At 37.7% G+C, this 14,539-nt stretch carries 14 protein-coding genes; 8 read left to right on the top strand and 6 right to left on the bottom strand.

The genetic code is table 11. The features are described 5' to 3' along the window. Nucleotides 1-55: 55 nt before the first annotated feature. Nucleotides 56-619 (bottom strand): ribosome recycling factor, encoded by a 564-nt coding sequence (gene frr, locus ACRD69_RS04685; protein WP_430813907.1) that lies wholly within the window; start codon nucleotides 617-619, stop codon nucleotides 56-58. Nucleotides 620-1,079: 460 nt separating this feature from the next. On the opposite strand from frr, the gene ACRD69_RS04680 reads away from it, so the two are divergent. The 4 genes from ACRD69_RS04680 to ACRD69_RS04665 all read left to right on the top strand — a co-directional run bounded on the left by ACRD69_RS04680 (nucleotide 1,080) and on the right by ACRD69_RS04665 (nucleotide 5,489). Further along, nucleotides 1,080-1,757 carry a succinate dehydrogenase cytochrome b subunit gene (locus ACRD69_RS04680; RefSeq protein WP_430813906.1) on the top strand — a complete coding sequence of 226 codons (678 nt, stop codon included), beginning with the start codon at nucleotides 1,080-1,082 and terminating at the stop codon, nucleotides 1,755-1,757. 28 nt (nucleotides 1,758-1,785) lie between these two features. Then, on the top strand, nucleotides 1,786-3,723 hold the full coding sequence (locus tag ACRD69_RS04675; protein WP_430813905.1) for a fumarate reductase/succinate dehydrogenase flavoprotein subunit: 1,938 nt from the start codon (nucleotides 1,786-1,788) through the stop codon (nucleotides 3,721-3,723). Between the two features lie 30 nt (nucleotides 3,724-3,753). Next, nucleotides 3,754-4,509, top strand: coding sequence for a succinate dehydrogenase/fumarate reductase iron-sulfur subunit (locus ACRD69_RS04670; protein ID WP_430813904.1), 756 nt, complete (start codon nucleotides 3,754-3,756; stop codon nucleotides 4,507-4,509). 278 nt (nucleotides 4,510-4,787) lie between these two features. After that, nucleotides 4,788-5,489: a hypothetical protein gene (locus ACRD69_RS04665; protein ID WP_430813903.1), complete on the top strand. Its 702-nt coding sequence runs from the start codon at nucleotides 4,788-4,790 to the stop codon at nucleotides 5,487-5,489. Here the strand turns inward: ACRD69_RS04665 and ACRD69_RS04660 are convergent. Continuing rightward, entirely contained in the window at nucleotides 5,486-6,400 is a 915-nt protein-coding gene (locus ACRD69_RS04660; RefSeq protein WP_430813902.1) for a CPBP family intramembrane glutamic endopeptidase, read from the bottom strand. The two genes, ACRD69_RS04665 and ACRD69_RS04660, sit on opposite strands and share 4 nt — an antisense overlap. Before the next feature lie 173 nt (nucleotides 6,401-6,573). Further along, a complete protein-coding gene (locus ACRD69_RS04655; protein ID WP_430813901.1) occupies nucleotides 6,574-7,833 on the bottom strand; it encodes an O-antigen translocase in 1,260 nt (419 codons plus the stop codon). A gap of 126 nt (nucleotides 7,834-7,959) precedes the next feature. Between ACRD69_RS04655 and ACRD69_RS04650 the strand changes: the two genes are divergently transcribed. Beyond that, nucleotides 7,960-8,892, top strand: coding sequence for a glycosyltransferase family 2 protein (locus ACRD69_RS04650; RefSeq protein ID WP_430813900.1), 933 nt, complete (start codon nucleotides 7,960-7,962; stop codon nucleotides 8,890-8,892). Nucleotides 8,893-8,909: 17 nt separating this feature from the next. On the opposite strand, the gene ACRD69_RS04645 is transcribed toward ACRD69_RS04650, so the two are convergent. Then, nucleotides 8,910-9,845: a hypothetical protein gene (locus ACRD69_RS04645; protein WP_430813899.1), complete on the bottom strand. Its 936-nt coding sequence runs from the start codon at nucleotides 9,843-9,845 to the stop codon at nucleotides 8,910-8,912. Next, entirely contained in the window at nucleotides 9,842-10,252 is a 411-nt protein-coding gene (locus tag ACRD69_RS04640) for a sugar 3,4-ketoisomerase (protein WP_430813898.1), read from the bottom strand. The genes ACRD69_RS04645 and ACRD69_RS04640 overlap by 4 nt, the downstream gene beginning before the upstream one ends. Before the next feature lie 59 nt (nucleotides 10,253-10,311). On the opposite strand from ACRD69_RS04640, the gene ACRD69_RS04635 reads away from it, so the two are divergent. Both ACRD69_RS04635 and upp read left to right on the top strand, forming a co-directional pair. Continuing rightward, nucleotides 10,312-11,433 (top strand): DegT/DnrJ/EryC1/StrS family aminotransferase, encoded by a 1,122-nt coding sequence (locus ACRD69_RS04635; protein WP_430813897.1) that lies wholly within the window; start codon nucleotides 10,312-10,314, stop codon nucleotides 11,431-11,433. Nucleotides 11,434-11,483: 50 nt separating this feature from the next. Next, nucleotides 11,484-12,137 (top strand): uracil phosphoribosyltransferase, encoded by a 654-nt coding sequence (upp, locus tag ACRD69_RS04630; RefSeq protein ID WP_430813896.1) that lies wholly within the window; start codon nucleotides 11,484-11,486, stop codon nucleotides 12,135-12,137. On the opposite strand, the gene folK is transcribed toward upp, so the two are convergent. After that, on the bottom strand, nucleotides 12,134-12,625 hold the full coding sequence (folK, locus tag ACRD69_RS04625) for a 2-amino-4-hydroxy-6-hydroxymethyldihydropteridine diphosphokinase (protein WP_430813895.1): 492 nt from the start codon (nucleotides 12,623-12,625) through the stop codon (nucleotides 12,134-12,136). The genes upp and folK overlap by 4 nt on opposite strands. A 150-nt stretch (nucleotides 12,626-12,775) precedes the next feature. Here folK and sppA point away from each other — a divergent pair, with 150 nt between their 5' ends. Next, nucleotides 12,776-14,536 (top strand): signal peptide peptidase SppA, encoded by a 1,761-nt coding sequence (gene sppA / locus ACRD69_RS04620; protein ID WP_430813894.1) that lies wholly within the window; start codon nucleotides 12,776-12,778, stop codon nucleotides 14,534-14,536. The last annotated feature ends 3 nt before the right edge of the window (nucleotides 14,537-14,539 follow it).

Here is a 14,539-nt window from a genome sequence, read left to right as displayed (position 1 = left end):
AAAAAAAGGCTGCTCATAATTGAGCAGCCTTTTCTATATTATGTACTTAAGTGAATTATACAGTTAAGATATCTTTTTCCTTAACGTCAAACATTGCATCCACTTTCTTAACGTATTCATCGGTAATTTTCTGAACTTCAGCTTCGGCATCTTTCTCAAGATCTTCAGAAAGGCCATCCTTCTTCATTTTCTTTAATTCATCATTACAGTCACGGCGTGTATTACGGAAGCTAACTTTAGCATCTTCACATTCTGCTTTAGCTTGCTTCACAAGGTCTTTACGACGTTCTTCAGTTAATGGTGGGATATTGATTCGGATGATATCACCATTATTATCAGGGTTGAAGCCAAGGTTGGCAGCCATAATTGCCTTTTCGATCTCACCGATCAACTGTTTTTCCCATGGTTGAATGGCAATGGTACGTGGATCAGGCGTGCTTAGGTTTGCAACCTGCGAAAGTGGGGTCATGCTACCGTAGTAATCAACTAAAATACCTTCAAGCATTTTAGGGTTTGCTTTACCTGCACGGATTTTACCTAGTTCGTTATCAAGGTGTTCAATTGCCTTGGTCATTCGCTCTTTGGCATCGTCTAATATTAAATCTATTTCTTCTTGCATGGTCGGAATGTATGATTGCGTTTAAACTGTTCGTTTACACAAAAATAGAAAACTTTATATGAAAATAAAAAAGCGCTGAAAGTCAATCGGAAATAGAGCTGTTTGTCAACTGAAAATTTCCCGGTACAAATATGGACTTTAACGTATTTATAAAGTGTTTCCTTTGAATAAGGTGTAAATTTGCAGTAAATTGCATGCCTGAAACCTACCTCGTTTCTCTATAATTGCCTCTAAAGAATGAAAATAAGATGCGTTAATCTCATTTATATTTTATTAATTTGTAATAACGAATGTTAAAAATCTTATAATATAAAATGTTTAAATGTGTGGTTAATTAGAATTGATATAAATATAGAATTAATTCTTTAATAAAGTTTGCCCAGAGGGCTTTTCACACCTACATTTGCAGCCTTATAGAACAAATTAGTTTTAACAATTAAATAAATAAAAAAGGATTCCTATGAGTACTATTTTTGGTTCCTCAATTGGAAGAAAGTTACTGATGAGTCTGTCAGGACTTTTTTTGGTGGTGTTCTTGATCGTTCACCTTTCCATTAACTTATTGCTGCTTGTGCCAGATGGCGGAGTAATGTTTAATGTTGCCGCAAATTTCATGGCCTTACCATTAATTAAGTATGGTTTACAGCCAGTGTTATTTGCCGGTTTCTTTGTACACATTATTTATGCGGCTGTGTTAACAGCACAAAACAACAAAGCACGTGGCTCGGCCAAGTATGCATCGGGTAATAATACCAAAGATGTGATGTGGGCTTCAAAAAACATGTTTGTGTTAGGTTTGACAGTATCAGCATTTTTAGTGGTTCACCTAATTGATTTCTGGGTGCCTTTACAGATCACACATGCTGCTGAGTCAATCACCATTGACGGCGTTGAAATGCACAATACCTATGCATTGGTTAATGCTGCCCTTTCAGAATCATGGAGGGTTGTATTGTATGTAATTGGGGCATTGGGTCTGACTATCCACCTGACACATGGATTCTGGTCAGCTTTCCAAACTCTGGGATTAAGTAATAGTATCTGGCGTAGTCGTTGGACTGTTGCCGGTATTGCTTTTGCATGGATCGTAGGATTAGGCTTTTCTTTGATAGCTATCCTTCAATTTGCTTTTTATTAATAGGTCAAATCTAAATACATAAATAGATATGAAATTAGATTCTAAGATACCACAAGGCGAAATGGCCAAAAAGTGGTCTAATTATAAAGCTAACCAGAAATTGGTTAACCCTGCTAACAAGCGTAAGTTAGATATTATTGTTGTTGGAACAGGACTGGCAGGTGCTTCGGCTGCTGCTTCATTTGGTGAAATGGGCTTCAATGTAAAGAACTTCACCATTCAGGATTCTCCTCGTCGTGCGCACTCTATCGCTGCACAGGGAGGTATCAATGCTGCAAAGAACTATCCTAATGATGGTGACTCTGTTCACCGTTTATTTTATGATACAGTAAAAGGTGGTGACTATCGTGCACGTGAAGCAAACGTTCACCGTTTGGCTGAGGTAAGTAACGATATCATTGACCAGTGTGTGGCTCAAGGTGTTCCTTTTGCCCGCGAATATGGTGGTTTGTTAGATAACCGTTCATTTGGTGGAGCACAGGTTAGTCGTACATTTTACGCGAAAGGACAAACAGGTCAGCAGTTGTTAATTGGTGCTTACCAGGCGCTGATGCGTCAGGTAAATGCTGGTACTGTAGATTTGTATACGCGTACTGAGATTGTTGACATTGTAATGGTTGACGGAAAAGCACGTGGTGTTATTGCCCGTGATTTGGTTACCGGTGAATTCCAGCGTCACTTTGGTCATGCTGTTGTATTGGCTACAGGTGGTTATGGTAACGCTTTCTTCCTGTCAACAAATGCAATGGGATCGAATGGTTCAGCGGCTATCAAAGCTTATCAGAAAGGTGCAGCTTTTGCTAACCCATGTTTCGCTCAGATTCACCCAACCTGTATCCCGGTGCACGGTGAGTTCCAGTCGAAGTTAACGTTAATGTCAGAGTCATTGCGTAATGACGGACGTATCTGGGTGCCTAAGAAGAAAGAAGATGCTGAAGCTATCCGTGCAGGAAAGATGAAGCCAACTGAGATCAAAGAAGAAGACAGAGATTACTACTTAGAGCGTCGTTACCCTGCATTCGGTAACCTTGTGCCGCGTGACGTAGCTTCTCGTGCTGCCAAAGAGCGTTGTGATGCCGGTTTTGGTGTTGGAGCAACTGGTTTGGCTGTTTATCTTGATTTTAAATCGTCAATTGAGCGTTTAGGTGAAGATGCTATTCGTGCGCGTTATGGAAACTTATTCCAGATGTACGAAAAGATCGTTGATGACAATCCATATGAAACGCCAATGATGATTTACCCTGCTATTCACTATACAATGGGTGGTATTTGGGTAGATTACGAATTGCAGACAACAGTTCCTGGTTTATTTGCTGCCGGTGAGGCTAACTTCTCTGATCACGGTGCCAACCGTCTTGGAGCTTCCGCTTTGATGCAGGGATTGGCTGACGGATATTTTGTTCTTCCTTACACGATTCAAAATTACCTTGCTGATGATATTTCAACACCTCGCATGACAGGTGATGAAAAAGAATTTGTTGATGCAGAGAATGAAGCAAAAGCCAAATTCGATAAATTAATGGCGATTAAAGGTGAGCGTTCGGTTGATAGTATTCACAAAGAACTTGGTTTGGTAATGTGGGATTTCGTTGGTATGGCTCGTAACAAAGAAGGTTTGGAGCAGGCTATCGGGAAAATTGCTGAAATTAAAAAGGAATTCTACAGTAATGTGCGTATTCCCGGATCAGGAGAAGGTATGAACGTTGAGTTGGAAAAAGCGTCTCGTTTAGCTGACTTTATCGCGATTGGCGACTTAATGGCTCGCGATGCATTGAATCGTGAAGAATCATGCGGTGGTCACTTCCGTGAAGAGTTCCAGACTGAAGAGGGAGAGGCTATGCGTCAGGATGACAAGTTTGCATATGCTGCTTGTTGGGAATATCAGGGTGAAGATAAAGCACCGGTGATGCATAAAGAAGACTTGACTTTTGAAGTTGTTAAAGTTGCTCAGCGTAATTATAAATAATCTTAGGTCTTAATAGTTAAACAGAGAAAAATGGAAAATAATATAAGTTTGACTCTAAAGGTTTGGCGTCAGAACGGACCTAAAGAAAAGGGTCGTTTCGAGACATATAAACTGGATAAAGTATCAACAGATAGCTCTTTCCTTGAGATGATGGACGTTCTTAACGAGCAGTTGATCAATGAAGGCAAAGAGCCTGTAGCTTTCGATCACGATTGTCGCGAAGGTATTTGCGGTATGTGTTCATTATACATTAATGGTCGTCCTCACGGACCTGATGATGATGTAACAACATGTCAGTTACACATGCGTAAATTCAAAGATGGAGAGACGATTACTATTGAACCATGGCGTTCAGCTGGTTTCCCTGTTATCAAGGATTTAATTGTAAACCGTAATGCATTTGATACGATTATTGCTGCTGGTGGATATACATCGGTAAGCACTGGTGGTGTTCCTGATGCTAACGCGATTCCAATTCCTAAGGATGATGCTGATGAGGCGATGGATGCAGCATCATGTATCGGTTGTGGAGCATGTGTTGCCACTTGTAAAAATGGTTCGGCAATGTTGTTCGTCTCAGCTAAAGTAAGCCACCTGGCTTTGTTGCCTCAGGGTAAGGTTGAAGCCGCGCGTCGTGCCAAGAACATGGTAGCTAAGATGGATGAACTGGGATTTGGTAACTGTACCAACACCGGCGCTTGTGAGGTAGAGTGTCCTAAAGGTGTTTCTATTTCAAACATTGCTCGTTTAAATCGTGAGTTCCTGAAAGCTAAATTTCAAGACTAACACACGGTCGTTAGAGATATAAATAAAAGAGCTATTCCAATTGGAGTAGCTCTTTTTTTATTTTTTATACAACTGATTTTTAGAAAATAGTAACCTTTATTGAAATAATACGTTTTTATGAACGATTGTTTCATACTGATGAACAGATAAGTTTGAATGATGAATCGTTTAGTGTTAAAAAAAGGAATAATAAAAGTAGTTGAACTGTAGGTATTTGTTAATAGAAGTTATTTTTTCTAATTTTAGATGCGAACAGGTCTCCTTTAATTGAAAACAACATGCCATATCGTCGTCTGCCTAATACAGATCAAGCTCGCTTGCGTGCTTTAAAAGCTGCCCTCCAAAAGGGTATGCAATTGAGTCCTTTTGACTTAGCCTATAGTCAAAAGTTATTTCTCGAATTGCAATCTTTCCTTCCTTTGTACGAACAAGCTATTTCTCAATATAATTTCAGTAAAGAACGACAGGCCAAATACGGTAAATTGCTGGGCGACCAATTTAAAGTAACCCGCTTGTATGTTTCACATTTTATCCAGGTACTTAATTTTTGTATCATCAGAGGAGAGATAAAGCCTGAGGTGAGAAAATTGTATGGTTTTGATGTGGATGAGAAATCTGTTCCCGAGTTAGGTACAGAGCAGCAGTTGTTACAGGTAGGAAAAAATGTTGTTGAAGGAGAAGAGAAGCGCGGTATGATGGGAGGATCACGAATATACAATCCATCAATTGCAATGGTGAAGATCAAGTATGAAAAGTTTGTTGAATACTTCAATAATCATAAGAACCTACTGGTTACCACTCAGAAAATGCATGAAAAAGTAACCGAGCTTCGCGCTGTAGCAGATAGAATCGTGCTGGAAATATGGAATGAGATTGAAGCTCATTTTGATATGCTTGAAGGTGATGACAAGCGTACTAAATGCTCCAATTATGGTGTTGTTTACCTTTTAAGAAAACACGAAAAGGAAATACACGATTAAATGCTGTCAGTGTGTTCTGAATGAGTCCTGATTCTTTTAATCAATATCAGACACCAGAATATTGCGACGAAACTAAGGATTGTTAGCACTCCGAATGGGTTCTCCAATGGGATGTCAAGCGGCGATTCACCTTCTTTTGCCGACATATACCAGTAGGCTACAATGGCCATGAAATTATTGGTAAAATGACCGATAACTGCCACCCACAGGTTGCCCGAAAAGACAAACAAATATCCCAGTATTATTCCCAGAAAAAAGCGAGGCAGAAATGTTAAGAACTGCATGTGAACAGCACTAAAAATTATGGCTGTAAGAATAATGGCGATGTGCTTGTTTTTTAGCCAGTTGTCTAATTCACGTTGTATAAGACCTCTGAATAGCCACTCTTCGCCAATGGCCGGAAGTATACTCATCATCAAAACAGTGATCAGAATCTGTGTCCAGCTATTGTTTCTGATCAACAAGGTCGTCAGTTCTGTTGCCTCCTGTTCTTTTTGCGTCATCCAGTTAATTACCTCAGCTAAAGATTCTGGTAATTGTATCTGATGGTTAAGCCAGCCTGAGTAGGAGATAAAGGATTGGGAAACAAAAACTAAAAAAACGGCAATGACTGTTATTAGTGCCGACAGGTTCTTCTCACCCCTTACGCCGAAGGTGAATGAAGGGTAAAACAAAAAGAAAGCCAATAGCGAAGGAATAATAAATAAACTGATGCTTTGTAATATCTGGTAACATTGCATAAAAGCAATATTGGATTTCATATCAGTATATGAGCTCATGTCTACCCCAAAGAGTGGCTCCGCTATCAGGGTCATAAACACTGCAGATAACATTCCCAAGAGCACTACTGTAGTAAGTACAAAGATCAGCTTAATGATTGGCGGTAAATGTGAGAGATAGCCTTGACGCATTTTGTTTGTTTTTTGTAAAAATAGGGAATCTGTGGTGATATCAATATGGTTTTAATAATTCCGGGTCCAATATATAGTTAATTTCATGTGGAATATCGATTGATATTAATAGTTAAGCTAATAGGAGTCGATCTGATTAAAACCCTTATGTCTTTATGGGAGGCATGCGTGATCTATTCCTTTTTGAAGCCCCAGTAATAAAAAAAGAAAAGAAGGAGAATGATGAAATAAATCGCGTTTTCAAGTCCATATGCCATAGTGCTGCCTTCAAGTCCATATTTCAGTATCATTATTTTAGAAAATGAGACCTGTAGGATACCAGAAGCAACTTCAGATATAACGAATGCGATTGTTTTTGTTTTGGAGATTAATAAGTAGGCAAAGACCCAGCTGATAACCTTGAAGAAATCTCCAATAATTTGCCACCTGATAATCTGACCTGCCTCACTAAATTCCTGAGAAAATAAGGTACTAATGATTGGTTTACGCAGGAAGTACATTGAAGCTGCACCTAACAATAAAACAGGGATAAGTATTTTTAAAGTTGAGATCACTTCTTTTCTAATGGAACTTGAGCTTTTTAGGGAAGAAAATTTTGGCAATAGATAAAAGTTGAAAGCACTGGTAAGTAAAACAATGTAGCTGTTGCTGATCTTATTTATTGATTCCCATATTCCGGCATTATGAAGTGTTTCATTATGAATTAATATATCACGAATGATTATTAAAACCAATGGGCCGACAATGCCACTGACCAGGGTCATTAAGGAATAATTACCCAGTTTCAGGCAGGCTGCCTTGCTAATAGCTAACTTAAAGTTTATCCGATCTTTTGACAAGAGGAAGAAGGCAAAAATCAGACTAAAGAGACTTTGAAATATAAGAGCCCACAACATTCCTTTGACGTTAAAAAAGATAGTGCCAAGGGAAACCAGTAACAAAAGAAAAAACGAATTGATGAGATTTATTATAATGAATCGCTTTAACCGCATTAGTCCGTTATAAATTGATAAAATTAGGTTTAGCATACTCGATGAGATAAGATGTATGCCGATTAATTGACAAATGAAGTTGTATTCTTTGGTTTTAAATAGGTGAACCGAAATTTCTTCAGACATTATCATAACAATGCTGCCTAAAACTAAAGATGCAATTAAGGTTAATGTGATGCTGGTTGAAATAATTGATTGCCTTTCATTAGGCGATAGATTGTTTTGAGAGGTGTATTTGATTATTCCGTTTGTAAAGCCAAGGTTAGAAATCGTTGTCCCAAGTTGAAGTGCATTTTGTAATTGGCCAAACAGTGCCATGCCTGTCGGACCGGTATAAATGGCAACTACCTTCATGTTGATTAAACCAACGAGAAATCTGAAAATGATTTGAAATGAGTTTTTAAATGAAACTGATAAAAACCTGTTCTTAAGTAATGCCATTTGTTACTGTTTATGCTAATTAACGACATTAGTTGTAAAAATATTAGCGAATTGGATAATTTTTCATTTTAAAGCACCTTTTTGGTGATTGTTACGTTATAGAGCTTTATAAAGTAATATTGAATAATGATCAAGTTAACAGTAATTTCGACAGTATATAATCAGGCAGCCTATGTTGCACAAATGATAGAATCTGTATTAATGCAGAAAACAAATTTTGACTTTGAATTTATAATCGCCAACGATTGCAGTACAGATAATTCGGGAGAAATAATTCAGGAATATGCAAGTAAGAATAGTTGTATAAAGTTTATTGATAATGAAAATAACCTTGGGCTGATTCGTAATTACACTCAATGTCTGGAAAAAGCAAGAGGAAAATATATTGCCGGGTTAGGCGGGGACGATTTTTACATTGACCCTGATAAACTTCAGATGCAGGTTGATTTTATGGAGGCTAATCCGGGCTATGGAATGGTTCACACACAATTTGACGAGTTATATATGCAAAAACGAGGTATAAAACCTCGATATATGAAAAATTGCCAAAAAGAGGCAAAGTACCTGGAGGGAGATATCTTTCTTCGCTTAGCCGTAAATAATAAGGTCAATGCAGTTACAGTATGTTATAAGCGTTCATTAATTGTTGAAAGTGATCTGATTGAAAGGTTTAACAGGCAGGAGTATCACATTGAAGATCTGCCAATGTGGCTTGAGATCAGTCGAACCCATAAAGTAGGTTACATTAATAAATCTACCGTATGTTACCGTCGAAATGATAATTCTGCATGCCACTTTAAAGACATCGAAGAATCATTACAATACAATAAACACACCTTATTTATTTCTAAAACCTTCCTTGAAAAGCAAAAGCTGGATAAGGGAATGGTAGATTTTTATTGTAGTCAACATGAAAGCATAACATATTCGTATTTTTACTTTAAAAAGAACGATCTAAAGAATTACATAAAACACTATAATCGTCTTGTTAATAAACCGTGGGATAGAATAGTGATGTTATGGGTACTGCGATTGAGATTGGGGTTCTTGTTTAACTAAGTCCTGTTCTTAATCTATTATGGAATTTCGTATGCGTAAGTGTCTGTTATAACACCATAGGCACCAAATGCTTCCTTTTGGGAAAGTAATCCGCTATTAATTACCTGACCGCCTTTTTCATTTGAATTTCCAAAATCGATGAACTTAAAGGTATTGCAATAAGTTTCGTACAAATAGAAATACAAGGCATCAATAGTACCCAGTTTTTTACCTTCAGGAGATGCATGAGCGTACTGAACCTTAATAACCTCATCAAAAAAATAAATGATCATACCGCCAAGCAGTTTGTTTTCACTCTTGGCTGTAAATAGTTTGATTCTTTCAGGAAACCTACTTTGCAAAAGTTGTATTTCAGCAGGAGAATGGACAGGAGCAACGTTGAACTTAGACTTTAAGTTATTGGTCATGATCTCCCAAAACTGCATTATGTCATTACTTTCATTAATGTTGATGTTATAGTCCCTGGCTCTTTTAAGGTTGCGTATCCTGTTTCTGTTTGGCTTAAAAGCTTTGTTTAGATCAATAACCGAAGTAAGCAGTCTGCTGGTTAAAACAGCATTGAACCGAAACATCAAATATGAATCAATTTCACTGCCATTATTATAAATACTGGGTGAAACTTTATAGATCATTTTATGAATGCGGTTTTCTTTAAGGAATTGATGTATCGCCTCAAAATAACTAATTACATCTATGCTTTTAAGGTTTTTTTCAGTAACTATTCCACCAAATGTCAGGCCTTGATGGGAATATAATATATGGTCTCTGGTATTAGCCGGGAGTATAAGTTTTAGTTTATTTTCCTTATATACCATCAAGGAAAAGTCTGAAAACCTATCGCTGTGATATTCCATGTAATCGCGAAAAAATAAGAAAGAATCAATGCTTGAATGACGAGCGAAATCATCCCACTCTTCTTTTTTTATTTTTGAATATCTGATTACTTCAATCACTTTCTACTTGATTTGAATTCTTCATAATCCCTTATATAGTCTGACTCATAAAAAAAGTCAGAAGCCAATACCATTACGACACTGCCCGCGCTAAAATTATTAATTTCCCGCCAAATACCTGGTTTAATTAATAATCCAATATCTGGTTTATTTAGGAATACTGTTGTTTTTTCATTGCCATTATCCAGTATAACATCAAAGCTACCGCTAATTGGGATCAGAAATTGAAAGAGTTCTTTGTGTGCATGTCCGCCTCTTTCTGCTCCGCTTGGTATGTCATAAGTATAATAAACCCTTTTAATTTCAAAGGGAACATGTTCATTGCCTTCAATAAACGTTAGGTTTCCCCTGGAATCAGTTATCTTCGGCAATGTAATCAATTGATAATAATCTTTTAGCTCTGACATTGATTATAATTCTAGATCATTTCGCTAATTTAAACTGTTTAATTGCGTTATTATTGTATATGAAAATACCATTTCTTAATCTCAAACAAATTAATTCACCCTATCAGGATCAATTGGAAGAAGCAGTAAAGTGCGTTCTGAATTCGGGTTGGTATTTACAGGGAAAGGAAAATGCCTTGTTTGAGGAGAAACTTTCAAAAGAAACAGGTTGTCGGCATGTAGTTGGCACAGGTAATGGTCTGGATGCTTTACGTTTAATCTTTAAGGGCTACATTGAGCTGGGATTGTTAAAAGAGGGTGATGAAGTTATTGTTCCTGCCAATACATATATTGCATCGATATTGGCAATTAGTGATAATGGCTTAAAACCGGTATTGGCAGAACCACTAATAAGCACCTATAATATTGATCCAGATCAGATAAGATCTAAAATCACTTCAAGAACAAAAGCTGTTCTGGTTGTTCACTTATATGGTTTTGTTTGTAACATGCAGCCAATTTACGAAATTGCCAGAAGCAATGAATTGCTCCTGATTGAGGATAATGCTCAAGCTATTGGTGCAGAACTCAATGGTAAGAAAACAGGTAATTTATCTGATGCAGCTGCCTTTAGTTTTTATCCGGGTAAGAATATTGGGGCTCTTGGTGATGCCGGAGCGGTGACCACAAATAATGTTCAATTGGCAGATATGGTAAGGGCGCTTGCCAATTATGGCTCATCAGAGAAATATATTAATGACTTTAAAGGATGTAATTCGCGCTTAGATGAAATTCAGGCGGCCTTTCTTAATGTTAAACTCGATGAACTTGAAGCAATCACAGAAAGGAGAAGGTCAATAGCTAAGCGTTATTGTATGGAAATTGAGAATCCTGTGTTGACTTTGCCACAATGGCCCAATGACGTAAAACAGCACGCTTGGCATCTATATGTTATCCGTACAAATTATCGCGATGAATTAAGGCACTATTTATCTGTTAAAACTATTGGTTCTATGATTCATTACCCGATTCCACCGCATAAACAAAATGCATATAAGGAGTTGGGTGAATTAAGTTTGCCGGTGACAGAAAAGATACACAATACGATATTGAGTGTTCCGCTGCATCAGTGCCTGAGAGAAGATGAAGTTGATTACATTATTGATTCTCTTAACGATTTTAAGAAGAATGATGTTGAATAACACCATATACTCTGCTCAATTTTTATTTACTTTGCAATCAAAATTTCCAAATGCAAACAACAATTTTCAATCAACAACAAAGCATTTTTAATCGCTTTATTGCAGAGATTCGTGACACTTCCATTCAGACTGATCCAATGCGCTTTCGTCGTAATATTGAGCGTATGGGCGAGATCATGGCCTATGAAATAAGCAAAGTGTTGCCTCATGAAGTAAAGGATGTAACAACACCATTAGGTGTGGCGCAGGAGAATGTGATGAGTGAAGAACCGGTAATTGCTTCAATTTTAAGAGCTGGTTTACCCATGCACCAGGGCTTATTAAACTATTTCGACAGGGCTGAAAATGCATTTGTTTCAGCTTATCGCAAGTATAATGAGAAAGGTGATTTTGACATTCATATTGAGTATATATCATCGCCATCCTTAGATGATAAAATAGTGATCTTAAGTGATCCGATGCTGGCAACAGGTACATCCATTGAATTGGCATATAAGGCACTTTTGGTAAAGGGAAAACCAAAGCATGTGCACATTACGTCATTGATCGCAAGTGAGGCAGGAGTACAGTATGTTCAAAATATATTTAAAGACGAACCTGTTACTTTATGGTTGGGTGCTGTTGATGCAGAATTAAACTCCAAATCATATATTATTCCTGGTATTGGTGATGCCGGAGATCTGGCTTACGGAAGCAAGATCTAAACAGATAATTTTTTCACCATACCGGCATCTTGACAACTTTCTTCTAACTGAAGAATGTTTTTCTGAAAAACAGGATGTACAAAGTCGGCCCAATGATCCAAAAGAGGAAGAAGCGTAAAACGACGCTCATGTAATTTTGGATGAGGTATGGTTAAACGTGGTAATTCAATTTGTTTATCATTGAAAAACAAAATATCAATATCAATAGGCCGGGACTCATAATGGGTTCCGGTTTTTTTATTTCGCCCCAGTTCTTTTTCTATTTTCTGTGTAAAGTCGAGCAGTTCGGCAGGATCCAGAACAGAATTAAATTCCACAACCTGGTTGATGAAGTTTTGTTCTGCCTCAAATCCCCAGGCTTCACTTTCATAATATTCTGACACAAGAATCGGCTGTCCAAGACGCTCTGACAATAATCCGATGCTCTTTTTTAAAGAGCCAATTACATCACCTTGATTACCACCTAACAATAAAATTTGCGTGTTCATGTTAAAATTTAACGTTTTAGAAATGAAAACCGACCAAATGGTTCACTATATTTGTAACGAATATTTAAGATATAATTGTAAGTGTTTTTTTAATACTTTTGTTTAAACGATGTTGAACGACTCAACAACACTAAACTCAATTCTATCATTATGGTGAAATTTTTTAAATACCTGTTAGCTACATTTGCCGGAGGCATAGTAGCAGCATTTGTGCTGTTAATATTACTTATTGGTATGTTTTCAGCTATGGCCTCTTTGGGCGATAAAGAAACAAAAATTAGTGAAAACACCATCCTTTTATTGGATTTAAACGGACCAATCGTTGATCGTGTTACTGAAGATCCTTTTGCTGATGCTTTATCTTCTTTAACCGGAGAGCCCTCGCCTGAAGGTCTGAACCGATTATTAAAGAATATCGAGAAAGCTAAACGTGATGAAAATATAACAGGTATTGTGCTCGAATCAGGCATGGTACAAGCTGGCTACGCTACTCTTGAAGAAATACGCAATGCCTTGATCGATTTTAAGTCATCAGGCAAATTCATCTATAGTTTTGCCCCTGTATATACTCAGAAAGCTTACTACCTGTCTTCTGTTGCTGATAAAGTTTATTTGAACCCATCGGGCATGCTGGAGCTTAAAGGAATGTATGCGGAGCGTACCTTCTTCAAAAAAGCCCTGGAAAAAGTTGGCGTTGAGATACAGGTTTTTAAACATGGTAAATTCAAATCTGCCGTTGAACCTTTCTTGTTGGAGAAAATGAGTGAACCAGCCCGCCTTCAAACAGAAGTTTATCTTAATTCAATGTGGGACCATGTAAAAGGCGGAATTGCGGAAGCACGCGGATTAACTCCCGAGAAGGTGTCTGAGCTGGCTGATGAAATGCCCATGTTTCGTACAGATAACTCGCTGGTTGAATCGGGATTAATTGATGGCTTGAAGTATAAAGATGAGGTGATTAGCGAATTAAAAGAGCTTATTGGAGTTGATGAAGATGATGACCTTGAAGCTGTTAAAAGCAATAAATATGCTAAAGTATACGTGCCAAACGGTAAGGTATTTATAAAAGAGAAAATTGCAGTTATTTATGCTGAAGGTGATATTGACGGAACTTCTTCTGATGGTATCAAATCAGATAAGTTATCAAAAACGATCCGTAAAGCTCGTCGTGACAGCTCAATTAAAGCCATTGTTTTCAGGGTTAATTCACCTGGCGGTTCGGCATTAGGTTCAGAAATTATCTGGCGTGAAGTTGAGCTGGCACAACAGGAAAAGCCTGTAATTGTGTCCATGGGTAATTATGCAGCTTCAGGAGGTTACTATATTTCATGTGCCGCCGAAAAAATTGTTGCCAACCCGACAACGCTCACAGGTTCAATTGGAATTTTCGGGATGATCCCTAACGCAGAAGGCCTGACAAAGAAAATAGGCGTGAGCTTTGATGGTGTAAAAACCAACGAGTTTGCCGATATGCCAAGTATAACTCGCCCTTTCAGAAAGGAAGAGAAAGAGCTGCTACAGGCCTATATTGTTAAAGGATACGATACATTTATCGGTCGTTGTGCAGACGGTCGTGAAACAACAAAAGAAGCAATCGATAAAATTGGTCAGGGACGAGTATGGAGCGGCGTCAATGCATTGGATATTGACCTTGTTGATGAGATTGGCGGCTTAAATACAGCGATTGATTTTGCCAAAGAAGCGGCCGGCCTTGAGGAATATGGTATTGTTGAGTTGCCAAAAGCAGAAGATCCGATTGAACAGTTTATGAAGGAACTGACCGGTGAAGCGCGGATGTTTATTGGTAAGTCATTAATGGGAGAGGAATACAAGTATATCCAAACACTGGAAAACCTGAAAAATGGTTACCAGATACAGGCACGTGTTCCCTATAATTTAGAAATTAAATAAGTA

Origin of the sequence: Carboxylicivirga agarovorans (genome assembly GCF_050589845.1) — a bacterium.
GTDB lineage: Bacteria > Bacteroidota > Bacteroidia > Bacteroidales > Marinilabiliaceae > Carboxylicivirga > Carboxylicivirga agarovorans.
Note: the sequence above shows the minus strand (reverse complement) of the source record. Positions and strands in the feature narration are given on the sequence as shown.

Bases quoted from the DNA above. Each gene is read 5' to 3' on its own strand.
- ACRD69_RS04670 (WP_430813904.1), top strand. From the start codon at position 3,754: ATGGAAAATAATATAAGTTTGACTCTAAAGGTTTGGCGTCAGAACGGA.
- ACRD69_RS04655 (WP_430813901.1), bottom strand. From the start codon at position 7,833: ATGGCATTACTTAAGAACAGGTTTTTATCAGTTTCATTTAAAAACTCA.
- ACRD69_RS04680 (WP_430813906.1), top strand. From the start codon at position 1,080: ATGAGTACTATTTTTGGTTCCTCAATTGGAAGAAAGTTACTGATGAGT.
- ACRD69_RS04665 (WP_430813903.1), top strand. From the start codon at position 4,788: ATGCCATATCGTCGTCTGCCTAATACAGATCAAGCTCGCTTGCGTGCT.
- frr (WP_430813907.1), bottom strand. From the start codon at position 619: ATGCAAGAAGAAATAGATTTAATATTAGACGATGCCAAAGAGCGAATG.
- ACRD69_RS04635 (WP_430813897.1), top strand. From the start codon at position 10,312: ATGAAAATACCATTTCTTAATCTCAAACAAATTAATTCACCCTATCAG.
- upp (WP_430813896.1), top strand. From the start codon at position 11,484: ATGCAAACAACAATTTTCAATCAACAACAAAGCATTTTTAATCGCTTT.
- ACRD69_RS04675 (WP_430813905.1), top strand. From the start codon at position 1,786: ATGAAATTAGATTCTAAGATACCACAAGGCGAAATGGCCAAAAAGTGG.
- sppA (WP_430813894.1), top strand. From the start codon at position 12,776: ATGGTGAAATTTTTTAAATACCTGTTAGCTACATTTGCCGGAGGCATA.
- ACRD69_RS04640 (WP_430813898.1), bottom strand. From the start codon at position 10,252: ATGTCAGAGCTAAAAGATTATTATCAATTGATTACATTGCCGAAGATA.
- folK (WP_430813895.1), bottom strand. From the start codon at position 12,625: ATGAACACGCAAATTTTATTGTTAGGTGGTAATCAAGGTGATGTAATT.
- ACRD69_RS04650 (WP_430813900.1), top strand. From the start codon at position 7,960: ATGATCAAGTTAACAGTAATTTCGACAGTATATAATCAGGCAGCCTAT.
- ACRD69_RS04660 (WP_430813902.1), bottom strand. From the start codon at position 6,400: ATGCGTCAAGGCTATCTCTCACATTTACCGCCAATCATTAAGCTGATC.